General features: G+C 72.1%; 24 protein-coding genes. 10 read left to right on the forward strand and 14 right to left on the reverse strand.

Annotated features, from left to right (window positions below):
• Positions 1-297 carry an Asp-tRNA(Asn)/Glu-tRNA(Gln) amidotransferase subunit GatC gene (gene gatC, locus HNR67_RS41680; RefSeq protein ID WP_185009277.1) on the reverse strand — a complete coding sequence of 99 codons (297 nt, stop codon included), beginning with the start codon at positions 295-297 and terminating at the stop codon, positions 1-3.
• A 187-nt stretch (positions 298-484) separates the two neighbouring features.
• Here gatC and HNR67_RS41685 point away from each other — a divergent pair, with 187 nt between their 5' ends.
• From HNR67_RS41685 to HNR67_RS41700, 4 genes are all read left to right on the forward strand, one after another.
• Entirely contained in the window at positions 485-1,138 is a 654-nt protein-coding gene (locus HNR67_RS41685) for an ACT domain-containing protein (protein WP_185009278.1), read from the forward strand.
• A gap of 145 nt (positions 1,139-1,283) precedes the next feature.
• Positions 1,284-2,780, forward strand: a complete 1,497-nt coding sequence (locus HNR67_RS41690) for an alpha/beta fold hydrolase (RefSeq protein WP_185009280.1) — start codon at positions 1,284-1,286, stop codon at positions 2,778-2,780.
• Positions 2,781-2,790: 10 nt separating this feature from the next.
• Positions 2,791-3,837: a sensor histidine kinase gene (locus HNR67_RS41695; protein ID WP_185009282.1), complete on the forward strand. Its 1,047-nt coding sequence runs from the start codon at positions 2,791-2,793 to the stop codon at positions 3,835-3,837.
• Positions 3,834-4,466: a response regulator gene (locus HNR67_RS41700; RefSeq protein WP_185009283.1), complete on the forward strand. Its 633-nt coding sequence runs from the start codon at positions 3,834-3,836 to the stop codon at positions 4,464-4,466. The genes HNR67_RS41695 and HNR67_RS41700 overlap by 4 nt, the downstream gene beginning before the upstream one ends.
• Here HNR67_RS41700 and HNR67_RS46055 read toward each other — a convergent pair.
• Positions 4,463-5,242, reverse strand: a complete 780-nt coding sequence (locus HNR67_RS46055) for a Rossmann-fold NAD(P)-binding domain-containing protein (RefSeq protein ID WP_185009285.1) — start codon at positions 5,240-5,242, stop codon at positions 4,463-4,465. The two genes, HNR67_RS41700 and HNR67_RS46055, sit on opposite strands and share 4 nt — an antisense overlap.
• A gap of 54 nt (positions 5,243-5,296) precedes the next feature.
• Here HNR67_RS46055 and HNR67_RS41710 point away from each other — a divergent pair, with 54 nt between their 5' ends.
• Positions 5,297-6,178, forward strand: coding sequence for an Lrp/AsnC family transcriptional regulator (locus tag HNR67_RS41710; RefSeq protein ID WP_312989318.1), 882 nt, complete (start codon positions 5,297-5,299; stop codon positions 6,176-6,178).
• A 5-nt stretch (positions 6,179-6,183) separates the two neighbouring features.
• Here HNR67_RS41710 and HNR67_RS41715 read toward each other — a convergent pair whose 3' ends face one another.
• The 5 genes from HNR67_RS41715 to HNR67_RS41735 are packed head-to-tail and all read right to left on the reverse strand — an operon-like array spanning position 6,184 to position 11,238.
• Complete coding sequence (locus HNR67_RS41715; RefSeq protein ID WP_246492711.1) at positions 6,184-6,915, reverse strand: 3-keto-5-aminohexanoate cleavage protein; 732 nt, start codon at positions 6,913-6,915, stop codon at positions 6,184-6,186.
• Positions 6,916-6,924: 9 nt separating this feature from the next.
• On the reverse strand, positions 6,925-7,419 hold the full coding sequence (locus HNR67_RS41720) for a GNAT family N-acetyltransferase (RefSeq protein WP_185009287.1): 495 nt from the start codon (positions 7,417-7,419) through the stop codon (positions 6,925-6,927).
• Positions 7,394-9,559, reverse strand: a complete 2,166-nt coding sequence (gene ligA, locus HNR67_RS41725; RefSeq protein ID WP_185009289.1) for an NAD-dependent DNA ligase LigA — start codon at positions 9,557-9,559, stop codon at positions 7,394-7,396. The genes HNR67_RS41720 and ligA overlap by 26 nt, the downstream gene beginning before the upstream one ends.
• Before the next feature lie 41 nt (positions 9,560-9,600).
• On the reverse strand, positions 9,601-10,272 hold the full coding sequence (locus tag HNR67_RS41730; RefSeq protein ID WP_185009291.1) for a hypothetical protein: 672 nt from the start codon (positions 10,270-10,272) through the stop codon (positions 9,601-9,603).
• A 54-nt stretch (positions 10,273-10,326) separates the two neighbouring features.
• Positions 10,327-11,238, reverse strand: a complete 912-nt coding sequence (locus HNR67_RS41735) for a LysR family transcriptional regulator (protein WP_185009293.1) — start codon at positions 11,236-11,238, stop codon at positions 10,327-10,329.
• Between the two features lie 96 nt (positions 11,239-11,334).
• Here HNR67_RS41735 and HNR67_RS41740 point away from each other — a divergent pair, with 96 nt between their 5' ends.
• Entirely contained in the window at positions 11,335-12,270 is a 936-nt protein-coding gene (locus tag HNR67_RS41740; RefSeq protein WP_185011739.1) for a YeiH family protein, read from the forward strand.
• Between the two features lie 43 nt (positions 12,271-12,313).
• Here the strand turns inward: HNR67_RS41740 and HNR67_RS41745 are convergent, their stop codons facing one another.
• Positions 12,314-14,206, reverse strand: a complete 1,893-nt coding sequence (locus HNR67_RS41745; RefSeq protein ID WP_185009294.1) for a glycoside hydrolase family 9 protein — start codon at positions 14,204-14,206, stop codon at positions 12,314-12,316.
• A 162-nt stretch (positions 14,207-14,368) separates the two neighbouring features.
• On the opposite strand from HNR67_RS41745, the gene HNR67_RS41750 reads away from it, so the two are divergent.
• Complete coding sequence (locus tag HNR67_RS41750; RefSeq protein WP_185009296.1) at positions 14,369-15,568, forward strand: alpha/beta hydrolase; 1,200 nt, start codon at positions 14,369-14,371, stop codon at positions 15,566-15,568.
• 1 nt (position 15,569) lies between these two features.
• Here HNR67_RS41750 and HNR67_RS41755 read toward each other — a convergent pair whose 3' ends face one another.
• Positions 15,570-16,595, reverse strand: a complete 1,026-nt coding sequence (locus tag HNR67_RS41755; protein ID WP_312989323.1) for a methionine synthase — start codon at positions 16,593-16,595, stop codon at positions 15,570-15,572.
• A 175-nt stretch (positions 16,596-16,770) separates the two neighbouring features.
• On the opposite strand from HNR67_RS41755, the gene HNR67_RS41760 reads away from it, so the two are divergent.
• A complete protein-coding gene (locus HNR67_RS41760; protein ID WP_185009300.1) occupies positions 16,771-18,123 on the forward strand; it encodes a cellulose binding domain-containing protein in 1,353 nt (450 codons plus the stop codon).
• A gap of 52 nt (positions 18,124-18,175) precedes the next feature.
• Here HNR67_RS41760 and HNR67_RS41765 read toward each other — a convergent pair whose 3' ends face one another.
• Positions 18,176-18,592, reverse strand: a complete 417-nt coding sequence (locus HNR67_RS41765; protein ID WP_185009302.1) for a nuclear transport factor 2 family protein — start codon at positions 18,590-18,592, stop codon at positions 18,176-18,178.
• Between the two features lie 156 nt (positions 18,593-18,748).
• Here HNR67_RS41765 and HNR67_RS41770 point away from each other — a divergent pair, with 156 nt between their 5' ends.
• The gene (locus tag HNR67_RS41770) at positions 18,749-19,915 is read left to right on the forward strand and encodes a Fic family protein (protein WP_185009303.1); all 1,167 of its coding nucleotides are present in this window, start codon (positions 18,749-18,751) and stop codon (positions 19,913-19,915) included.
• A 48-nt stretch (positions 19,916-19,963) separates the two neighbouring features.
• Here the strand turns inward: HNR67_RS41770 and HNR67_RS41775 are convergent, their stop codons facing one another.
• From HNR67_RS41775 to HNR67_RS41790, 4 genes are all read right to left on the reverse strand, one after another.
• Positions 19,964-20,341, reverse strand: a complete 378-nt coding sequence (locus HNR67_RS41775) for a VOC family protein (RefSeq protein WP_185009305.1) — start codon at positions 20,339-20,341, stop codon at positions 19,964-19,966.
• A gap of 2 nt (positions 20,342-20,343) precedes the next feature.
• The gene (locus HNR67_RS41780) at positions 20,344-20,721 is read right to left on the reverse strand and encodes a VOC family protein (RefSeq protein WP_185009307.1); all 378 of its coding nucleotides are present in this window, start codon (positions 20,719-20,721) and stop codon (positions 20,344-20,346) included.
• Between the two features lie 61 nt (positions 20,722-20,782).
• Positions 20,783-21,268 carry a hypothetical protein gene (locus HNR67_RS41785; RefSeq protein WP_185009309.1) on the reverse strand — a complete coding sequence of 162 codons (486 nt, stop codon included), beginning with the start codon at positions 21,266-21,268 and terminating at the stop codon, positions 20,783-20,785.
• Positions 21,265-22,197, reverse strand: a complete 933-nt coding sequence (locus HNR67_RS41790) for a LysR family transcriptional regulator (protein WP_185009311.1) — start codon at positions 22,195-22,197, stop codon at positions 21,265-21,267. The genes HNR67_RS41785 and HNR67_RS41790 overlap by 4 nt, the downstream gene beginning before the upstream one ends.
• Before the next feature lie 73 nt (positions 22,198-22,270).
• On the opposite strand from HNR67_RS41790, the gene HNR67_RS41795 reads away from it, so the two are divergent.
• Positions 22,271-23,173, forward strand: coding sequence for a pyridoxal-phosphate dependent enzyme (locus HNR67_RS41795; protein WP_185009313.1), 903 nt, complete (start codon positions 22,271-22,273; stop codon positions 23,171-23,173).
• Positions 23,174-23,185: the final 12 nt, after the last annotated feature.

Below are 23,185 nucleotides of genomic sequence, written 5' to 3' on the forward strand. Positions count from 1 at the left end.
TCACGCCTCCCCGAGGATGCGCGGCACGCGGAAGCGGCCGTCTTCGCTGGCGGGCGCGGCGGCGAGCGCGTCCTCGTGTGACAGGCAGGGCACGATCTCGTCGGCGCGGAAGACGTTGGTCAGCGGCACCGAGTGCGAGGTCGGCGGGACGTCCTCGGCGGCTACCTCGCCGACCTTGGCCACCGCCTGGATGATGCCGTCCAGCTGGCCGGCGAACAGGTCCAGTTCGGCATCGGTGACGGCGAGCCTGGCCAGTCTGGCCAGGTGCGCTACCTCGTCGCGCGAGATGGTGGGCACTGGTGGACTCCCTGAAAGTTGCTGCCCGGATGCGGGGCATTGTTCGGGGCGAGTCTATGGCGCACCCATGCGCGGTCCCGAACGGGTTGTTGGTCGGACGGTCACGCTGTGGATAACTGGACGGGTTCTCTCGACATGTGGACGGCGGAATCGGCGTTGTCATCCGGGTCTGCGACAATCGGCGGCCGTGTCCTTCCTGATCCGCGTGCAGCTTCCCGACCGTCCCGGCACCCTGGGGGCGGTCGCGTCGGCGCTCGGGGAGATCGGGGCCGACATCCTGAGCGTGGACGTGGTCGAACGCGGGGTCGGCGTGGCCATCGACGACCTGGTGGTGGAGCTGCCATCGGGCCGGTTGCCGGACGTGCTGATCACCGCGGCGGAATCGGTCGAGGGCGTCGAGGTGGACGCGGTCCGGCCGTACGCGGGCATCCTGAACACCCACCGTGAGCTGGAGCTGGTCGAGGAGGTCGCCGCCGAGCCGCGCAAGGGGCTCGCGGTGTTCACCGAGGGCGTGCCGCGGATCATCCGGGCCGGCTGGGCGGTGGTGGTCGGCGACAACGGCGACGGCCCGTACCGGCTGGCGGCCAGCAGCGCCGCCCCGGAGACCAAGGCGATCGAGCTGCCCTGGCTGCCGCTGCACAAGGCGACGGTGCTCGACGGCGAGGAGCCGTGGGTGCCGGAGACCTGGCAGGAGCTGGGCACGGAGCTGGCGGCCACGCCACTGGGCAACCCGGAGCGGGTGCTGCTGGTGGGGCGGCCGGGCGGGCCGATGTTCCGGGCGGCGGAGGTGGCGCGGCTGGCGCACCTGGCCGGGATCGTCGCGGTGGTGCTGCCCGACTAGCTCGGGTTCCGGCGACCGGGTTCGGCAATCTGGCGCGGATTCCGGCTGACCGGCGCGGGGCCGGGCGGGTTAGCGCGGGTTCCGGCGGTTCGCGTCTGCCGGATTGCAGACGCGGCGGGAGCGTCCGGGCGGACAGCCTGGGCGGGTGAACTTGACCTTTCGTGTGCTCGCCGCGGCGGTCGGCGCGACGCTGGCCGCGCTGATCGCGCCACCCGCCAGTGCCCTGCCCGCCCCGGGCCCCGCGGCCACCGCTGACACCACCGCCCTCGCCGCCGCCGAGTCGATCGAGCCGCCCGCGGCCACGCCCGCGCTGTCCTGGCGGGATTGCGGCCCCGGCCTCCAGTGCGCCGCCCTGCCCCTGCCCACCGACCACGCCGCCGTCGGCAGCCCGCGCTTCGACCTCGCCCTGGCCCGCTTCCCCGCCCGCGACCAGTCCCGCCGCCTCGGCTCCATCGTGGTCAACCCCGGCGGCCCCGCCGCGATCCTCGACCTGCTGCCGCACCTGCGCACGCAGTTCACCGACCTGACCGAGTGGTTCGACGTGGTCCTGTTCGACCCGCGTGGCCTGGGCCGCAGTGCCGGGATCAGCTGTCCGACCCCGGCCCCGATGCCGCTGGAGTGGGCGTTCCCGTCCGAGGCCGCGCATCGCGAGTACACCGAACGCAGCCGGGCCTTCGGCGCGGGCTGCACGGCCGCGGCCGGAGCGTTGGCCGGGAAGCTGGACAGCTGGCAGGTGGCGCACGACCTGGACGCTTTGCGGGCCGCGCTCGGCGAATCCCGGTTGCGTTACCTGGGCAACTCCTACGGCACCGTGTTCGGGCAGGCCTACCTGTCCCTGTTCCCGCAGCGGGCCGGGCGGTTCTTCCTGGACAGCGTCTACGACCACACCAACCGCTCGCAGCGGGACTGGGTGGCCTCCCGGGCCGCGGTGACCGAGCGGAACCTGCACCGGTTCGCCCAATGGTGTGACCGCACGCCGTCCTGCGCGCTGCACGGGCGGGATCTGGTGCGGGTGTGGACCGAGCTGGTGGCCCGTGCCGAACAGCAGCCGATCCCGGCGCCGAGTGCGGTGCACGGCGGGCCGGGCACGGCCGCGCGGATCATCTCCAGCACCTTCGTGGACTTCGAGCGGGAGTGGCCGCGGCTGGCCGAGGGCATTGCCGAGGCGGACGCGGGTGATGCCGGCAAGCTGGTCGGGGTGCCGTCGATCCCGGTGGAGACCGATGTCAACCGGCTGATCAACTGCTCGGACTTCGCCTACCCCACCGGGTACGCCGAGGTGAGCCGGATCGTGGCCGATGTCCGGGCGACCGTGGCGCCGTTGCTGGGCTGGCGGCACGCGTGGGTGAACGTGCTCAAGTGCACCGGCTTCCCGGCGGTGAAACCCTTTGCCCCGCAACCGATCCGGCCCGCGTTCCGGCCGCCCTCGCTGCTGGCCGACGGGATCCACGACGCGGTGTCCACAGTGGAGTACGGGCGGCGGCTGACCGCGCAGCTGCCCGGTTCCCGGCACATCGCGGTGGACGGCGCGCACGCGAACTACCTCTACGGCGCCAACCGCTGCCTGCGCGACCACGTGCACCGCTACCTGACCACCGGTGCACTTCCGCCGAACGGCACGACCTGCCCGGCCAATCCGTGACACTGACCCGGTGATCGCCTTGTCGCGGCCCCTGCGCCAGGACGCCCTCCTGGCCGGGGCCGCCTTCCTCGCCCTGCTCGGCGGCGTGCTGCTGGAACGCGGCACGCTGTCCTGGCCGCCGGTGCTGGCCAGCCTGGCGCTGAGCCTGCCGCTGGTGCTGCGCCGCCGGTACCCGGTCGGCGTGGCCCTGGTCTGCGCGGTGATCGCCTTCCTGGGCACCGGCCTGCCCGGCTGGTCCGGCCGCACGGTCACCGCGGCCGCGTTCTGTTCCGCCGTCTACCACCGGCGGGACCGGTTCGCGCTGGTGGTGACGTTGTCGCTGACCTGGACCGTGCTGTACGGCCTGGCCGCGCCCGCCCCACCCGCGACCCCGTTCCTCACCGAGGCGCTGCTGCTGGGCCTGTCCCCGATCGCGGCCGGGACCGCGTTGCGGCTGCACCGGGAGCGGGTGCACTCGGCGGCGTTGCTGCGGCGGGCCGAACTGGGCCGGGTGGTCGCGGACGAGCGGCTGCGGATCGCCCGCGACGTGCACGACGCGGTGGGCCACCACCTGACCGCGATCCGGTTGCAGGCCATGGCGGGCAGCCGGGTTCCGACGGCCGCGCCGGGCGCGCTGGAACGGATCACCGAGCTGTCCGCGACCGCGCTGACCGAGACCCGCGAACTGCTGGCGGCACTGCGGGAGGAGCCGGGACTGGACCGGCTGCCGGAGCTGGCGGCGCGGCTGGGGCATGGCGGGCCGCGGATCACCGTGCGCGGGGCGGACACGCCGGTGCCGGAGTTGCTGGGGCAACACGCCTACCGGATCGTGCAGGAGTCACTGACCAACGCGGTGCGGCACGCGGGCGCGTCGGAGATCGAGGTGGAGTTGCGGCGGGACGGGGCGGAACTGGCGATCACGGTGGCCGACAACGGGTCCGGCGGGTCGGCCTCGGCCGAGGGGCATGGCCTGCGCGGCCTGCGCGAGCGGGCGGAGTTGCTCGGCGGTTCCTGCGTGGCGGGTCCGGTCGAGGGCGGCTGGCGGGTGCACGCGGTGCTGCCCTGGACGCCGCGATGATCCGGGTGCTGCTGGCCGACGACCAGCAACCCGTGCGCGAGGCACTGCGCCTGCTGCTCTCCGCCGAACCCGATATCGAGATCGTCGGCGAGGCGGCCAACGGCGCCGAGGCCGTGCACCTGACCCGCTGGCGGCGCCCGGACGTGGTGCTGATGGACATCCGGATGCCGCATCAGGACGGCCTGGCCGCGATCGAGGAGCTGGCAGGCACCCCGGCCCGGATCCTGGTGCTCACCACCTTCGACCTGGACGACTACCTCTACCGCGCGCTGCGTGCCGGAGCGGCCGGATTCCTGTTGAAGGACAACGATCCCGAGCTGCTGACCACCGCGATCCGGGCCGCCCACCAGGGTCACGGGCTGATCGATCCGAAGGTCACCGGCAGCCTGGTCCGGCGGTTCGCCGAACTCTCGCCCGCACCGCCGGGACCGGAGCTGGCGACGCTGACCGGGCGGGAGCGGACCGTGTTGCGGGCCTTGGCCCGCGGGCTGAGCAACGCCGGGATCGCCGCCGAACTCGGCGTTGGCGAGGGCACGGTGAAGACCCACGTGGCCAGGGTGCTGGCCAAACTCGGGCTGCGCACCCGGGTGCACGCGGTGATCTACGCGCACGAGCACGACCTGGGCTAGAACCCGGCCCGGTGGTCGGCCACCCACTGCCGGAAGGTGCGGGCGGGCCGCCCGGTCACCGCCTCGACATCACCGGTGATCTCGGGATCAGGCTGGGCCGCCATCGCCGCGTAGGCGTCCAGCAGGACGTCCACAAAGGACAGTGGCAGGCCGTCGGCGAGCAGCTGGGCGCGGGCGGACGGGCGGTCGAGTTCCACCCAGCGCAGTGGGCGGCCGAGCACCTCGCCGAGGATCCGCACCTGCGCGGCCTGGCTGAGCACCTCGGGTCCGGTGAGCCGGTACACCCGGCCGTGGTGGCCGTCCGCGGTGAGCGCGCGCACCGCGACCGCGGCGATGTCCGCCTCGTGCAGCAGCGCCATCCCGAGCCCGCCGTGACTGCCGCGCACCTCATCCCCGGCCCGGATCTGCCCGGCCCACCAACGGGTGTTGACCGCGAAGGTGCTCGGCCGCAGCACCGTCCACTCCAGACCGCAGCGCCGGATCAACTCCTCCTGCCCGGCCATGCTGAGGTCCCGCACCCCGCCCGAGCCCAGGAACACCACCCGGCGCGCGTGCCGGGCGATCTCGGTGAGCACGCCGGGCAGGGCAGCGCCGCTGTGCAGTGGCCAGAGCAGGAACACCGCGTCCACCCCACGCAGGCACTCCCGCAGGCTCTCCGAGCGCGCCAGATCGACCCGATCTCGTTGCGGGACAACCACTTCCACGGCCGAGAGTTGAGCGAGCAGCTGGCGGCCGACGTTGCCGGTCGCCCCGGTCACCAGAATCCGTGTTGTCATGCCGCCAGCGTCGCCCCGGGGTGCGGATTTCCGCCCGTGGCTTACCGTGATCCGGTGGAATCCGTCATGCTGGACGAGCTGGAGCGGGAAATCGTCAACCACCTCCGGGTGGACGGCCGGGCCCCGTTCCGCCGGATCGCCGCGGCCCTGGAGGTCTCGGAGAACACCGTGGCCCGCCGGTACCAGAAGCTGCGTTCGGCCGGACTGCTGCGCGTGATCGGCTCGGTCAACGGCCCGCTGATCGGCCGCACCTCCTGGACCCTGCGCATCCGCTGCACCCCCGACGCCGCCGACCCCATCGCCACCGCGCTGGCCCGCCGCCCGGACACCTTCTGGGTGCACCTGCTCTCCGGCGGCACCGAGATCTCCTGCAACGTCCAGGCCCGCTCCGACACCGCCCGGGACACCCTGCTGATGGACAAACTGCCGCGCACCACCCGGGTCCTGGACGTCAGCGCGCACGCCCTGCTCGGCGAGTCCGGCCCCGAGGTGGCCCTGGACGAGGGCGATCACGCGCTGCTGGCCGCACTGGCCATGGACGGCCGGGCCCGGCACACCGAACTCGCCACCGCCACCGGCTGGTCGGAGTCCACGGTGAAACGCCGGATCGAGGGCCTGCGCGCCGCCGGCGTGCTGGTGTTCGAGGTGGACCTGCCCCCGGCGGCACTGGGTCTGCGGGCCGAGGCGCGGCTGTGGCTGACCGTCCGGCCCTCGGCGCTGCGCCGGGTCGCCGCGGCGATCGCCGGTCACCCGGAGGTGGTCTTCAGCGCGGTCACCACCGGGCGGACGAACCTGACCGCGATGGTGGCCTGCCGGGATTCCGGGGCGCTGTACCGGTATCTGACCGAGCGGGTGGGCGGGCTGGACGAGGTGCACACCGCGGAGACCGCGCCGGTGATCCGCACGGTGAAACGGGCCGGGCCGGCACTGCCCTGACCTGGTCAGTACTCCTGAGCGGCCCGGATCAGCTCCGAGTTGTCCGCGGCGGTCTCACCGTCCGGCAGCATCAGCGTGTCCTCCAGCCCGATCCGCCGCGGCAGCCCCAGCCGGGCCGCCTCGGCGAACACCGGCCAGGCGCCCGCCTCCTCGCCGTGCAGCAGGATCGGCAGGTCGTCGGGCAGGAAGTCCAGGGCGTCGAGCAGGGCGGTGGCGGCGGACAGGGAGCGGTCCGGGTTGGTTTCCTGGACCTCGGCCAGTACCCGGACCGTGCCGGGTGGTGGGCCGCCCGCGGCGCGCAGGCGGGCGGCGGCGGGGATGGTGAACACGCCCAGTTCGATGCCGATGCCCGCCCGGTGCAGCACCGCGCAGACCTCCAGCCAGCCGGGTTCGTGCACGTTCACCGAGGCCACGTCCGGACGGCCGGCGGCCAGGCCGGACCAGCCCGCGACGAGTTCGGCGCGGCGCACCGGGTCGGGGGTGATCCAGGCCCCGGTGCTGACGCCGATCTCCACGCCGGGGGCCGCGGCGCGCACGGTGGCGACCACGGTGGCCAGTTCGGGGCCTGCCAGGGTCTCCAGGCCGACCGCGTCCCGTGGGTGCAGGTGCACCGAGGTGACGCCCAGTTCGGCGACCTCGGCCACCGTGCTGGCCAGTTGCCAGGGGGTGATGGGCACGGCGGGGTGTGCCTCCGCCGGTCGGTTGCCGTTGGGACAGCACTGCAGCAGCGGAAGCATCGCTGGCTCCTAGCTGAGTTCCCGGACGAAGCCTTGCAGCCAGACTCCCGGAACCGGGGAGAAGTCGCGCGACGGCAACCGGGTGAACCCGTGCCGCTCGTAGAGCCGGTGTGCGGCGGTCATGTTCTTCGCGCTGCACATCACCACCCGGCTCACGCCCAGGTCACGGCCTCGTTCCAGCACCGCGCGCAGCAGCACCTCGCCGATGCCGCGGCCGCGCTGGGCCGGGTCCACGGCCAGCATCCGGAACTCCAGCTCACCCGGTTGGGAGATCTCGGCGAAGACCGTGCCGGGGTGCACCACGGTGACCGTGCCGAGCACGGTGCCCTCGCCGTTCACCGCGACCAGCAGCTCGGCGCCGTCCGAGCGGGCCTGCGCGTCGCGCAGTCTCTCCTCGTAGCCGCTGCCCTCCGGGATGACCTCGGCGGCGGCGTAGGCCGCCACGGTGACCTCGCCGACCGCCTCGATCTCGCCGGGGTCAGCCTTGCGGACCCGAATCCCCATCCCCATCCCGCGCACTCCCGTCCTCACCGATCGCGGCGACCTCGGTGGCCGCCGCCGGACCGGACTCCAGCAGCACCCGGAAGCCGTCCTCGTCGAGGACCGGCACCTTGAGCTGCACCGCCTTGTCGTACTTGGATCCTGGTGCCTCGCCGACCACGACAAAGCTGGTCTTTTTCGACACCGAGCCGACCGCCTTGCCGCCCCTGGACAGGATGGCCTCCTTGGCCTCGTCCCTGGAGAAGCCCGGCAGGCTGCCGGTGACCACAATGGACAGTCCGTCCAGCGTGCGCGGCACCGACTCGTCACGCTGCTCGGCCAGCTGGACGCCTGCCTCGGCCCAGGCCCGCACCACCGCGCGATGCCAGTCCACCTCGAACCACTCGCGCACGGCCGCCACGATGGTCGGGCCGACCCCGTCCACCGCGGCCAGCCGCTCCTCGTCGGCGGCCGCGATGGCCTCGATCGAGCCCAGCTCGCGGGCCAGGTCGCGGGCGGCCTTGGGGCCGACGTGCCGGATGGAGAAGGCGACCAGCATCCGCCACAGCGGCCGGGTCTTGACCGCCTCCAGGTTCTCCAGCAGCTTCTGCCCGTTCGCGGACAGCTCGCCAGCCATGGTGCGGAACAGCGGGACCTGGATCAGCTTGGCCGCGTCCAGGTCGAACAGGTCGCGTTCGTTGGTGTAGACCGGGGAGGCGACCAGGGCGGTGGCGGCCTCGAAGCCGAGCACCTCGATGTCCAGCGCGGACCGGCCCGCCAAGTAGGACAGCCGCTCGCGCAGCTGGCCGGGGCAGAACTCGGCGTTGGGGCAGCGGATGTCCACATCCGCCTCCTTCATCGGCCGCAGCGTGGCCCCGCACTCCGGGCACTCGGTGGGCATCAGGAACTCGCGCTCGCTGCCGTCGCGGGCCTCCACCACCGGGCCGAGCACCTCGGGGATGACATCGCCTGCCTTGCGCAGCACGATCCGGTCGCCGATCAGCACGCCCTTGCGCTTGACCTCGTTGGCGTTGTGCAGGGTGGCCCGCGCGACCACCGAACCGGCCACCTTGACCGGCTCGGTCACCGCGAACGGGGTGACCCGGCCGGTGCGGCCCACGTTCACCCGGATGTCGAGCAGCTGGGTGGTGACCTCCTCCGGCGGATACTTGTAGGCGATCGCCCAGCGCGGGGCACGCGAGGTGGCGCCGAGGCGGCGCTGGTGGGTGACCTCGTCGACCTTGACCACCACGCCGTCGATCTCGTGCTCGGCGTCGTGCCGGTGCTCGCCCCAGTAGGCGATGTGCGCGGTGACCTCGTCCACTGTGGACAGAACACGGGTGTGCGTTGACACCCGCAGCCCCCACGCCTGCAGCGCGTTGTAGGAGTCGGACTGCCGCTCCGGCTCGAAGCCCGCGCGCTTGCCGAGGCCGTGGCAGATCATCCGCAGCGGGCGGCTCGCGGTGACCTTGGGGTCCTTCTGCCGCAACGAGCCGGCCGCGGCGTTGCGCGGGTTGGCGAAGGGCGGTTTGCCTGCCTCAGCCTGGGCGGCGTTCAGCTCGGCGAACTCCTCCAGGGTGAAGAAGACCTCGCCGCGGATCTCCACCAGCTCCGGCACCGGGTACTCCGGCGTGCCGACCAGACGTTCGGGCACGTCGGCCAGGGTGCGCAGGTTGAGCGTGACGTCCTCGCCGGTGCGGCCGTCACCGCGGGTGAGACCGCGTTCCAGCCGCCCGTCCCGGTAGAGCAGGTTGACCGCGAGACCGTCGATCTTCAGCTCGCACAGGAAGTGCGCGTCCGCGCCGACCTCCTTCTGCACCCGCTCCACCCAGGCCTGGAGTTCCTCGGCGTTGAACGCGTTGTCCAGGCTGAGCATCCGCTCCAGGTGGTCCACCGGGACGAACTCGGTGGCGAAGCTGCCGCTGACCCGCTGGGTCGGCGAGTCGGGGGTGATCAGGACCGGGTGCTCGGCCTCCAGCCGTTGCAGCTCGCGGAAGAGCAGGTCGAACTCGGCGTCGGAGACGATCGGGGAGGTCACGTAGTACCGGTACTGGTGGTCGGTGATCTCCTGGGCCAGCTCCGCGTGGCGCTCACGCACCGCCGCGGACAGGTCCTGCACGCCCTCCGGCGCGACGGCTAGTTCACTGCTGTCGTTCCTGGTCACAGTAGGGAAGCCTAGTCATCCCCACCGACAGTTCCGGCCGGTCAGCGGCCGGAGTGTCGGCGGTCCAGCTCGCGCACGAGTTCACGCAGTTCGACCAGTGTGATGGCGTCCTCCGGCTCGGCGTCGGCGGTCTCCACCCGGCCCAGCCGGTCCCCGGCCAGCCGCTCGCCCAGGGTGGCGTCCAGCGGCAGGAAGGTCATCGCGGCCTTGCCCGCGTCGTCCAGGGCGGCGATGCCGGGGTGGAACACCGCGACGTCGACCAGCCCGGCTTCCTCGTCGATCAGCGCGGCCAGCCGCACCTGGGACAGCGGCAGCCGGTGCGCGCCGAGGTTGACGGTGACCTCGTTGGGGTCGGGCACCGGCGGGACCGCGTCGTAGAACTCCCACATCGGCCCTGGATCGGGCGCCGCGGCCAGCCAGGCGTCGGTGTAGGGCCGCAGGTCGGGGTCGCCCTGGGCACTGAGCACCAGCGCGTAGATGGCCTGCTGGCCGCGTTCGACGGCGAACTGCAGGTTGGGGTGGATCGCGGTGACCGCCTCGACCACCAGGTTCTCCACCCGGCCCGGGTCCTTGTCCCCGAGCGCGGCGCTCACCTGCGGCAGCAGCTCGTCGTTCCAGCGCTGCCAGAAGAGCACGGCGGCCTCCCGCGGGTCGGCTGGCTCGACCGGGTCGGGCTCGAAGCCGCCGCGCAGTTTGCGCAGGAACCGTTTCATGGCCGCCATTCCTTACATCTCATCGCGGTATCAGAACCCACCGTAGCGTTGATGTCACCGGGCTGGGCGAGAAGCTCGGGTCGCGACTGCCAGCAATGCTGCCGCCGGCGCAGCCAGCACCCGGCCGGCCGGCCACACCGCCCGCAGTTCACGCCGCAGGTCGATGCCGCTGACCGGCACCTCGACCAGGCGCCGGTCGGCCAGGTCCGCCTCGACCGCGAGCACGCTGAGCACCGCCGGACCCGATCCGGCGGCCACCGCGCCCCGCACGGCCGTGGTGGAGCCCAGCTCGGCGAGTGCCCGGACCTTACCCACTCCAGTGCGTGCCATCGCCCGTTCGAGGGTTTCCCTGGTGCCGGAACCCCGTTCGCGGACAACCAGCGGAGTACCCACGAGTTCCACCGGTCCAACCGGCCTGCGCCGTTTCGCCCACGGATGCCCCGGCGCGACCACCACGGCCAGCCGGTCCACCGCCACCCGCCGGGTGCGCAGGCCGCGCGGCACGGTGGGTGACTCGACGAAGCCGAGGTCGACCTCGCCGCGGCGGGCCAGTTCGGCCACCGCGGCGGAGTTGGTCACCTGGAGGCCCACGTACAGCTCGGGGTTGGCGCGGCGCAGTTCGGTGATCCAGCCGGGCACCAGGTGCTCGGCCACGGTCATGCTGGCCGCCACGCTCAGCTCGGCGGCCACCCTGGCGCGCAACGCGGCCGCGCCGTGCAGCAGCACGTCCAGTTCGGCGAGTACCCGTTTGGCCCATTCGGTGACCATCTGGCCGGACTCGGTGAGGGTGGATCCCCTGGTGCTGCGGTCGACCAGGGCTAGTCCGAGCCGCTTCTCCAGGGTGGCCAGGCGTTTGCTGGCCGCGGGCTGGCTGATGCCCAGCTGGGTGGCGGCCTGGCCGAGGCTGCCCAGCTCGGCGAGCCGGACGAGCAGGGCGAGTGACTCCGGGTCCGGCGGCTTGCTCATAACCGGAGGGTATGACGACCTGCCGAAGACGGCCTACCGGAGTGTCACACGGAGGGTGACCCTGAGGTGGTGAGGACTTCTGTGCGTGGCCCGGCAATGGCGCCGGGTCTGGCCGTGGTCGCCATCGCGGTGGCGATCGCGCTGGCGGTGGCGGCGGTGGCGCCCGCGGTGAGCGCGCTGACCGTGGCGGTGGTGCTGGGCATCGCGGCGGGGAACCTGGGTTTCTTGCCGAAAAGCTGCGGTCCCGGACTGACCTGGGCGGCCAGGCGGCTGGTGCGGGCCGGGGTGGTGCTGCTCGGCCTGCAACTCGCGGTGACCGATGTGCTGGACCTCGGCGGCGGCATGCTGGTGGTGGTGCTGGCCACGGTCGCGGGCACCTTCCTGGGCACCCGGCTGCTCGGGCGCTGGCTCGGCCTGCCCGCCGGGCTGAGCACGTTGGTGGCCACCGGGTTCTCCATCTGCGGTGCGGCCGCGGTGGCCGCGATGGAGGGCGTGGTGCCACGCCGGGACCGGGATGTGGCCACCGCGGTGGCGCTGGTGACCCTGTTCGGCAGCATCTGGATGCTTCTGCTGCCGCTGCTGGCCGAACTGCTCGGGCTGTCCGCGCGGGCCACCGGCGGCTGGGCCGGGGCGAGTGTGCACGAGGTGGCGCAGGTGCTGGTCGGCGCGGCGCCCGCGGGTGCGGCGGCGGTGTCGGTGGCCGTGGTGGTGAAGCTGAGCCGGGTGGTGCTGCTCGCGCCGCTGGTGGCCATCGTGGGCCGTCGTCAGGGGCGCTGGCTGCCGCCGGTGTTCGTGCTCGGCTTCGTGGCGATGATCCTGGTGCGCAGCAGTGGTTTCCTGCCGGTGCCGGTGCTCGACGTGGCCAAGACCGCGGCGACGGTGCTGATGGCCGGTGCACTGTTCGCCCTCGGCAGCACGGTGCGGCTCAAGGAGTTGCTGGCCACCGGACCCCGCGCGTTGGTGCTGGGCGCGGGATCCACCGCGCTGGTGGCCGGGATCTCGTTGGCGGGCTTGGCCTTGGTGGGCTGGTGACGGCCCCCGGTCGGGGTCAGGAGGCCGCCACCAGCACGTCGGTTCAGCGCAGGGCGGTCAGGCCCAGCGCCAGCGTTCCGGTCGCGGTGTAGTCGATCGCGGGCTCACTGCTCGGCCAGGCCCGGACGTCGTCGACGAACCGGGAGCCCTGCCCGTCGAAGGCCGCCATCGGGTGCGTGCACTCCACGCCGCCGCCGGGCAGGTCGCCGAGGCTGGCGAACTTCCCCTCCGCGTTGGGCCCGTTGACCACGCCGCCGACCAGGATCTTCTCCCCGCCGGTGGTGCTGCCGGAGAGGTTGGCCGCCTGGTGGTGCGGGCAGTACGGGAAGCGCGGGCCGACGCCGATCACCAGGGACAGGCCCCAGGAGTTGGCGCCGAGGGCGAAGTTGCGCTGCTGCGAGCCGAAGGCGTCGTAGCTGCGGTCCCTGGTCACCGAGCGGTACAGCTCGACGGTGGCCGCGTAGCCGAAGCTGCGGGTGGCCACGTCGAAGGCGGTGATGTCCACCGCGGTGCGGAACGGGCTGGTGGCCGCGCGGGTCACGCCCTTGTTCAGCTGCCGCTTGAGGTCGCCGATGAGCTGCTCCTCGGTCACCTGCGCGTTGCGGACCCACTTGGTGCGCAACACCTTCACCAGGTCGGCGTGGCCGAGTGCGCTGGTGTTGTACAGGTTCAGCGTGTCCTGGTCACCGGAACCCAGGTACGCCTTGGCCCACTCGGTGGCCGCGGTGGCCCAGTCGCCAGCCCGGCGGTCGCCAAGGGCGTAGCCGGCCAGCGCGAGCTGGGTGGCCCCGTACTCCAGGTCGTCGGTCCAGGAGTTCTCCGGGTAGTAGGAGTGCGGGAACGCGGTGGTGAGCTGGCCGACGTCGGTGGTCTTGGCCTGGGCGAAGACCGAGGCGGCCTGCTCCAGGTAGTACCTGGCCTTGCGGAAGTCGCGGCGGGCCTCCACCTGGGCGGCCAGCGCGAAGGCGGCCGCGGCGCGACCGGCCAGGTTCGGGCTGATCTTCTCGCCAGGCGCGGCGGCCCGGAACACCGGGCGGTGCTTGATGAAGTACTTCTCGTCGCCCGGCTTCACCTGGAGCTTGTCGTCGGTCTCCGGCAGCCGCCAGACGTCGTGGTCGCCGAGGATGCCCAGGTCCGGGCTGCCCACGCCGATGCCGACCTGCACGTAGAAGGTCTTGGACTTCTCGTCCCAGGCCTTGTCCAGCCACTTGAGGCCGAAGTCGATCTCACTGGCCAGGGTGCGGTCGCGGTTGCCCTCGCGCTGCACCAGCAGCAGTTCGCCGATGGTGTAGGCGGTGTTGGAGGTGAACTTGACGAAGTCGCCCGCGTCCACCCACCCGCCTTCGAGGTCGACGGTGGTGCCGGTCGGCTTGAGCGGCTCGGCGAGCTGGTCGTCCGGCCGGAACTTCGGGGTGTCGTAGACGGTGGCCTTGGCGTCGCTGAGGTGCGCGGGCTGGCGGTTCAGCTTGCCCGGCACCACATCGCCGCCGTCGCGCTGGGCGGCGTAGAAGTCGAAGGTCTTGTCCGCGATCGGGCCGAACAGCTCCCTGGCGGTGCCGATCTTGAACGTGGCCGAGCTGGCCTGCACCGCGCCGGAGACGGTGACCCGGTAGCTGCCCGGCCGCTTGAGCGCGGAGAAGTCCAGCGGGTGCACGGCGGTGTAGCCCGCGTTCCAGCTACCGAGGCTGGCCCCGGCCTTGCCCGCGAGCACGGTGCGGCCCGCGGTGTCGACCACCGTGAACCGGGCGCCCTCGCTGCTCGCGGGGGCCATCAGGTAACCGATCTTGGTCTCGTCGTGGGCGTAACCCACGCCGTCGAGCCGGATCTGGCCACTGGCGGCCGCATTGGCGGACGCCGCGCTCACCATCACCGCACCGAGGGCCACCGCGGTGGTGACCGCCACGGTTCGGAGCAGGGCAGGGCGAGGAACACGCATGAACCCTCGGCATTCCTGGGCCGGCGGCCCAAATAGTTAATAAAGTTCTCTATTTGGGCGGAAAGTATTCCCGGACATATCGCCCAAGGTCAATGCGTAGCCGTACTAGACGTCCAGCGGCTCAGTCGGCACGGCCGCCCGGCCCCGTGCTAGAAGGGAAAGATGCCGGATGAGAACCCCCAGCCCGCCAAGGTCAGTCCGCGCAGGCGCGGCTGGTTCCTGCCCACGGTGGCGATCCTGTTCCTGCTGCTCGCACTGGCGGCCGGCTGGTTGATGTTCTTCGACAGCCAGCCGATGTTCCTGCCTGCCACGCTGCTGCGCGCCTACCCGCTGCACGTGCTGCTGCTCAGCCTGCTCGCGCTGGTCGTGCTGGGTTTCGCGCTGCGCCGCCACCGCTGGCCGGCCGCCACCGCGGCCGGGCTGGCCGTGGCGCTGTCCGCGGCCACCGGCCTGGTGCCGATGGCCGCCGCCGGGGACACCGCGGCGGCGGCGGGCGTGCAGGTCCGGCTCGGCGAGTACCTGGCCAACGCGGCCTCGGCGAACTTCGGCAAGCCGGACCCCGCACGCACGGTGCGTTACGCCACACCCGGCGGCCACGGGCTGGACATGGACATCTGGCCGAGTGAGGACGCCAACTCACGCAAGGCGGTGCTGCTGATCCACGGCGGCGGCTGGTCCGGCGGCAACCGGGGCATGACCCCGGAATGGAACCGGCTGCTGACCAGGCAGGGCTTCACCGTCTTCGACATCGAGTACCGGATGGCTGGCGATGTGCCGCCGGGGACCGCCTGGCAGGCCACGGTGTCGGACAGCAAGTGCGCGCTGGCCTGGATCACCGCGAACGCGGCCAAGTACCGGATCGACCCGGACCGGATCTCGGTGTTCGGCCAGTCCGCAGGCGGACACCTGGCGCTGATGACCGCCTACACCAGCGGCACCGACGCCTTCAAACCCAGCTGCGACCTGCCAGAGGGCCGGATCCGGTCCGCGGTGGACTTCTACGGCCCCTACGACCTGATCGCCTTCGCCACCGGCCCGGACGGCACCGACGCAGGCCGGTCGATCCTGAACACGGTGCTGGGCGGGTCGGCGGCCGAGCAGACCGAGCGCTACCGGACGTTCTCGCCGAGCAGCTACGTGCGGGCGGGCCTGCCGCCCACGCTGATCCTGCAGGGCGAGCGGGACTTCCTGGTGCCGCAGTCGCAGTCCCGGCTGCTCGACGAGGCGCTGGGCAAGGCGGGCGTGCCGCACCGGGCGCATTTCCTGCCCTACACCGATCACGCCTTCGACGTGGGCTGGGGCTCCTACCAGACCCAGCTCGCCCGCTCGGCCGTGACGGACTTCCTGGCCGAGCGGGGGTAGCTCACCAGCCCTGCGGGGGCTCGGTGAAGGCCTTGCCCAGGTCCCTGGTCAGCGCCAGCGCGCGACGCACCCAGCTCATCGAGGCGCCTGCCATCCCACAGCTCGGGGTGGCCACGGCGCGCTCGGCGAGCAGGTCGCGGCTGAAGCCGAGCCGGTCGACCAGGCGCAGCGCCGGTTCGGCCAGCGCGCGCAGGGTCGGCGGGGTGGCCGGTTCCAGCGAGGGCACCAGGCCGAGGAACAGCGTGGTGCCCGCGTCCCAGGTCTCGCCGATCTCGTCCCAGAGCGCGGTGGGGGCCTTGCCGATCAGGGTGGCGTCCAGCGCGATGGCGTCCGCGCCCGCCTTGCGGAACAGGGTGACCGGCGGGCGCGGCGCGCAGCAGTGCACCACCACCGAGGCGCCGGTGGCGCCCTTGACCCGCTCGATGACCTCGGCCAGCAACGCCTGCGCGTCCGGGGCGGGCACCGCGGCCACGTTGCCGTAGCCGGAGGCGGTGGGCAGCCGACCGTCCAGCACCGCGGGCAGGCCGGGCTCGTCGAGCTGGAGCACGATGTCCGCGCCGGTGCGCGCGCCGACCTCGGTGATGTGCTGGATCAGCCCCTCGGTGAGCGAGGCGGTGAACTCGCGCAGCGCCCCCTTGTCGGTGAGCACCCGGTGCCCGCGGACCAGCTCGACCTGCGAGGTCAGTGTCCACGGCCCGGCGGCCTGCACCTTGACCGAGGAGCGCGGGGACACGCCCTCCCACGCCTCGTCGAAGGCGTCCAGGTCGGTGCGCAGCAGGTCCACCGCGCGGCGGTGCTCGCGGCCGGGGCGGGCGCTGACCCGGTAGGCCGAGGGCACCAGCTCCACCGCCAGGTCGACCAGCAGTCCGGCGGTGCGGCCGATGATGTCCGCGCCGACGCCGCGGGCTGGCAGCTCGGGCAGGTGGGTCAGCTCGGGCAGTTCCCCGAGCACGATCCGCGCCGCCTCCAGGGGGTCGGTTCCGGGGAGCGAGCCAATACCGGTGGCCGTGCCGGGGTTCACCTTCACAGCCCAAGCCTGCCACCCACGCGCACCGGTCGCCGCGCACACCCCGCCCATCCATATGGTCTAGACCTATTGACGGAGTGGTCCAGGCCACTTACGTTCGGACCAACGCGGTTCACAACCCTGAACAACGCGGACCGCCGCCGACTCTGCACCCCTGCACGCGGAGGGCGATTCCATGCTTCTACCAGCACGCGCCCGCGCCGGCCTCGGCCTGGCGCTGGCCACCCTGACCGCCATCGGCGGCCTGCTCGTCGTCTCGGCCCCCGCCGGGGCCGCGGCCAACCCGACCGCCGCCTTCGCCAAGGACTCCTCCTGGGCCGGCGGCTACCAGGGCAAGTTCACCGTCGGCAACACCGGCGACACCGCGTTCACCGGCTGGAAGGTCGAATTCGACCTGCCCAGCGGGAGCACCGTCGGCAGTTACTGGGACGCCCAGCAGACCGCCACCGGCACCCGCTACACCTTCACCAACCGCGAGTACAACGGCACGCTGAACCCCAGCGGCACAACGACTTTCGGCTTCCTGGTGAGTGGCGCGAGCGAACCGGCCAACTGCCGGATCAACAACGCGCCCTGCGCGGGCGGCGCCCCGGTCACCACCACAACCTCCAGCACCACAACAACTTCGGGCCCACCGCCGGTTGGTGGCAGCCCGCGGGTGGCGCCCTACATCGACATCACCCAGGAGCGCCCGACCCTGACCGAGGTGGCCGCCGCGACCGGCCAGCGGCACTTCACCCTGGCCTTCGTGCTGGGCAGCCACGCGGGCTGCGATCCCAAGTGGGGCGGCACGATCAACCTGGACGAGCCCCGGATCGTCAACCAGATCAGGGACCTCAAGGCCCAGGGCGGTGACGTCATCGTGGCCACCGGCGGCGCGGCGGGTCCGTACCTGGAGTCCTCCTGCACTTCGGTGACCGAGCTGGCCAACGCCTACAAGAAGATCATCGACACCCTGGGCGTCACGCACCTGGACATCGACATCGAGGCGTCGGTGAACCTGGACACGATGAACAAGGCCCTGGCCCAGGTCCAGCGCGAACGGCCCGGCACCACGGTCGCCTTCACCCTGATGGTCCAGGGCGACGACTACGGCCTCACCCCGGCCCTTGGCGTGGACCTGCTGAAGAACGCCAAGGCCAACGGCGTCCGGGTGGACCTGGTTAACCCGATGACGATGGAGTTCGGCACCAGCCGCCCGGACTGGGGCGATGCGGTGATCGCCGCCGCGGAGAGCACCCTGCGCCAGCTGGCCGAGATCTGGCCGGAGAAGTCCGACGCCGACCGCAAGCGCATGCTCGGCGTCACCCCCATGATCGGCCGCAACTACAACGGCAAGGTCTTCCTGCCCGCCCACGCCACCAAGCTGGTGAACTGGGCCGGCGCCAACCGGATCGGCCTGCTGGCGTTCTGGTCGGTCGGCCGCGACAACGGCGGCTGCCCCGGCGGCGGGATCTCGCCGACCTGCAGCAGCATCAGCCAGGACACCTACGAGTTCGTCAACACCTTCAAGCGCTTCACCGGCTGACCGGGGAAGAAAACCGACCGGCCCCGAGCCTTCCCACGGGGCCGGTCGGCCCTCAGCCGCCCAGCGCCACCGCGACGGCCAGGCTGTCCTCGTAGACGTGGTAGCGCGTGATCACCCCGTCCCGCACGGTGAACCGCAAGGCGCACAACGCCGTGTAGGCCCGCCCGGTCGCCTTGGCGACCTGCGAGATCTCGGCGAACAACACCGCGTCCGCCCCGTCGACCAGGATCTCCGGGGCCCGGCTCGGCGGGGCGCCGGGAGTGTGCGCCTCGGCGATCTCGCGGAAGTGGTCCGCGACGTCGGAACGGGTGCGGCGCGGGCGGATCCAGGGCACGGTGGGGTGTTCGCCTGCCGGCCAGTTGAGCTGCCAGTCGACCTCCTCGGCGAACAGTTCGGCGATACGGTCCGCCTCGCCTGCGACGACGCGGGTCAGGAATTCCTCGATGACGGAACGGGTTTCGGTGGGCACGGGCGTCCTCTCGGGTGGATCTTCACCCGGAATCTAACCCGATCCACTGACACGGAGCGTCAGGGTTTCCTCGCCTGGATCGCTCGGCCGGGTGGTGATATTGACTGTTCATCCGTTTATCTTGACGAATGAATCGTCAATCTGGACGATTGCTTCATGAGGCTGTTCCGCGTGCCCGAGCTGGAACCAGAGGACTTCCGGGTCATCGACGAGATCGACGACTTCCGGCGGCGCCTCCGGCACTTCCTGCGCGAGCCGCGCCGCTGGAAGGGGCAGCTCCGGCGCAACCTGAAGGCGCGGGCCATCCGCGGCTCCAACAGCATCGAGGGCTACGACGTCTCCTTCGACGACGCGGTGGCCCTGATCGAGGACGAGGAACCGCTCGACGCCGACCGGCTCACCTCGCTGGAGATCGTCGGCTACCGCAACGCGCTGACCTACGTCCAGCAACTGGCCGAGGACACCGAGTTCAGCCTCGACCAGTCGTTGCTGCGCAGCCTGCACTTCATGATGCTCGGCCACGACCTGGCCAAGAGCCCCGGCCGGTACCGGCGGAGTTCGATCTTCGTGCACGACGAGGAGCACGACGAGGTCGTCTACGAGGGACCCGAACCCGAACTGGTCCCCGAACTCATGCGCGCGCTGACCGATTCCCTGGCGGTGAACGACAAGTGCCCGGTGTTCGTCCGGGCCGCGCTGGGTCACCTGAACCTGGTCATGATCCATCCGTTCCGGGACGGCAACGGGCGGATGGCCCGCGCACTGCAAACCCTGATCCTGGCCAGGGAGAAGATCCTCACCCCCGAGTTCAGCAGCATCGAGGAGTGGCTGGGGCGCAACACCAACGCTTACTACGCGGCGCTCGCCGAGGTCGGTGGCGGCTACTGGCGGCCGGAACGCGACACCAGCGCCTGGATCCGGTTCAACCTGACCGCGCACCACATGCAGGCGCAGACCGTGCTGCGCCGGGCAGACGACGCGGCCAGGGTGTGGCGCGAGCTGGAAACCGTGCTGGCCCAGCGGAAACTGCCCGAGCGGACCGCGCTGGCGCTGTTCGACGCCTCGGTCGGGCTCACCGTCCGCCGCTCGGCCTACGGCCGGGACGCGGAGCTGGAGCCGGGCACGGCCGCACGCGATCTCCGGCTGCTGGTGGCCAGTGGCCTGCTGGCGCCGCACGGGGAGACCAAGTCCCGGATCTACGTGGCCAGCGAGGAGCTGCGCTCGATCCGGAGCCAGGTGGTCACCTCGAAGGTCCCGCCGCGAAACCCTTACCAGAACGGTGGAACCGGTGCGAAGCCCAGGAAGCGGCTGAGCACGCGCTGACCGGCAGGGCAGGCCGCGCCCGCCGAGCGGGTCGCGGCCTGCCGCCCGTCAGAGCTTCAGCACCGACAGGATGTTCCCCGCCGGATCGGTGAACCAGGCGATATCCGGCCCCCGCCCGTCCTTGGACCCCCAGGCGATCCCCCGATCGTCCGTCATCCCCGAGTACTGCTCGAACCGCACCCCCAGCGCGGTCAGCCCAGCCACCGCCACCTCGATGTCCTCGACCGGGAAGTTCAGCACCGTGTACTCCGCCGGCACGTGATTCGGCTTGGGATAGACGAACACCTCCGCCCCCGTCCCCAGGCGCAGGGTCAGCATGTCGTTGAACTCCGACACCGCCAGGCCCAGGGTCTGCTCGTAGAAGGTGCGGGCGGTGCGGAGGTCGTTGACGGAGAAGCCGGAGAAGGCCTTGGAGTTGCCGAGCATGGTCAGTTCCCCTTGCCGGTGCGGGCCAGGTAGGCGGCACTGAACTGGATGAGCTGGAGGTAGTTGCCGTCGGGGTCGAGCAGGGTCGCGAACAGCATGCCCTCGTGGCGCTCTTCCAGCTCGACGAGCCAGGTGACGCCAAGGGAGTCCAGGCGGGCGGCGGTGTCGCGGGCGTTGTCGAGGTGGAAGTTGAGGATGACGCGGCCGGGTTCGGCTGGGGTGGCCGCGATGTCGTCGCGCTGGTCGATGAGCACGGCGACGCCGCCGAAGACCAGGAAGCCGTCCTGGTTCGGTGTGACGTCGAAGGCCTTCCGGTACCAGGTGCGCAGGCGGTCGGGGTTGGTGCTGGCGAGCAGGATGCTGCCCAGGGTGAGGGTCATGGTTGCCTCCGGTTTCGGGTCCTGTGGGACACCGACGAACGGGCGGCGACCGAATCGACAGCTACACCTTGCGGTGCCAGGCGGCGACCATGGTGGGCAGTACGACCGCGAGCTGGAACGGGATCAGCAGGGCCACGATGACCACGCCCTTGCCAGGGCTGGGCAGGGCGAAGCCGAGCCAGGCGCCGACCACCACCAGCTCGGCGCACAGCAGGGCCTGGCCGATCCGGTAGGCGCGGGCGTAGACCTCGCCGCGCAGTGCGAGCTGGTACTCGTCCAGGTTGCGTTCGGGCAGCTCCTCCACACCCCTGGTGGAGGCCTTGAGCAGGCCGATGCACAGCACGCAGGCCACGGTGACCAGCGCGGCGGCGATGAGCAGCAGCAGCGGGTCGGCCGGCACCAGGGTGAACAGGGCGGCCTCGGCGACCAGCAGCGCGATCAGCGCGCCGACCAGGCGGCGGCGGGCCGTCAGGGTGCGGAAACGTTCGAACCTGGGGTCGTCGAGCAGCTGGGCGCGCCGGTAGGAGCGCTCCTCACGTCTGGTCACGGGGTTCCGTCCTCCTCGCCACGCACCTGCCGGGACATCTTCGCGCCCGCGGCGGTGAGCAGTCGCACCACCTCCGCGGTCAGCGGCAGCGGGCGGTGCCGGTGCACCACGTAGACCTCCCGCACCGGCGCGAGCCCGCTCAGCGAGCGCACCACCAGCCGACGGGTGTCGGCGGCGGCGAGCACGCTGGCCGGGACCAGTGAGACACCGACGCCCGCGCCCAGCAACCCGAGGGTCACCCCGTAGTCGCGGGTCTCGAAGGCCACGTGCAGCTCCAGCCGCGCCCGCGCGGCGAGGGCTTGCAGGCAGACCCGGTTGGGCACGCCGGGGCTGCCGCTGATCCACTCCTCGCCGGTCAGGTCGGCCAGGGTGATCGGGTCGGACCCGGCCAGGTGGTGGCCGGCCGGCAGGACCAGGCGCAGTGGGTCGCTGAGCAGGCGGTGCCGCCGGGTGCCGCCCAGCGGGGGCAGGGTGACGCCGGTGTACCGGTGGGTGATCAGCAGGTCCAGTTCGCGGGAGGCGATGAGGCCGTAGCCCTCGGGCGGCTCGATGTCGAGCAGGGCCAGCCGGACCGTGGGGTGGCGTTGCCGGAACTCGGCCAGCACGGCGGGCACCAGCAGCGCGCCCGCAGTGGCGAAGGTGCCCAGCGCGATGCGTTCCGGGGTGCTGCCGAGCAGGGCGCGCACCGCGTCCTCGGCGTCGCGCAGCTCGCCGAGCACCCGTTCGCCGTGCCGTACCAGCACTTCCCCTGCCTCGGTGGGCCGCACGCCGCCTGGTCCTCGGTCCAGCAGCCGGACGCCGACCGAACGCTCCAGTTTGGACAGTTGCTGGGACAGCGCGGAGGGCGTCACGGACAGCCGGACGGCGGCCGCGCTGATCGAACCGGCGTGCGCGACCTCGACCAGCACCCGCAACCGATCGGCGTCCATGCCTTAAGTATCGCTACAAACCCCCGAGCAGACATCGCTTTTGCTGAAGGCCGGGCGGGGGCAGGCTGAGGCCATGACTCGACTCCCGACCCCGGCGGACGTGGCCAGCGCGGCCGAGCGGATCGCCCCGTACGTCCGGCGCACGCCGATGCTGCGCGTGACGGTGGACGGCAGGCCGCTGTGGCTCAAGCTGGAGCAGCTCCAGCTCACCGGCTCGTTCAAACTGCGGGGCGCGACGAACGCGCTGCTCAGTGGCCCGCGGCCGGAGCGGGTGGCCACGGTCAGCGGCGGCAACCACGGCTACGCGGTGGGCACCGCGGCCCGGCTGCTGGACCTGCCGACCCGGGTGCACGTGCCGGTGTTCGCCGCGGAGAGCAAGGTCCGGATGATCAAGGAGACCGGGGCCGAGGTGGTCCGGCACGAGACCTACCCGGACGCCAACCAGGCGGCCCGGCTGGAGGGCGGCGAGCCGGGCGGGTTGTACGTCTCGGCCTACGACGATCCGGCGGTGATCGCCGGGCAGGGCACGGTCGGGCTGGAGATCGTCGCGGACGCGCCGGAGGTGGACGCGATCTTCGTCGCGGTCGGCGGCGGCGGGCTGGCCGCGGGGCTGGCACTGGGCGCCGGGCGGCGGATCATCGCGGTGGAGCCGGAAGGCTGCCACTGCCTGCACGCGGCGCTGGCGGCCGGGCGGCCGGTGCACACCGAGGTGGACTCGGTGGCGATGTCCGCGCTGGGCGCGGCCCAGGCCGGGGAGCTGACCCACGCGATCCTGCGCGATGCCGGAGTGGAGTCGCACCTGGTGTCCGACGCGGAGCTACTGGCCGCGCGGGACCGGCTCTGGGAGGAGTTCCGGCTGGCCGTTGAGCCCGCGGCGGCGGTGCCATTCGCGTTGTGGCTCAAGGACGAGGTGCCCACCGACGCGCCCTGCGTAGTGCTCTGCGGAGCCAACACGGACTGGACACCCGAGGCCTGACTCCCAGCGTGT

The sequence above is a fragment of the Crossiella cryophila genome (genome assembly GCF_014204915.1).
GTDB lineage: Bacteria > Actinomycetota > Actinomycetes > Mycobacteriales > Pseudonocardiaceae > Crossiella > Crossiella cryophila.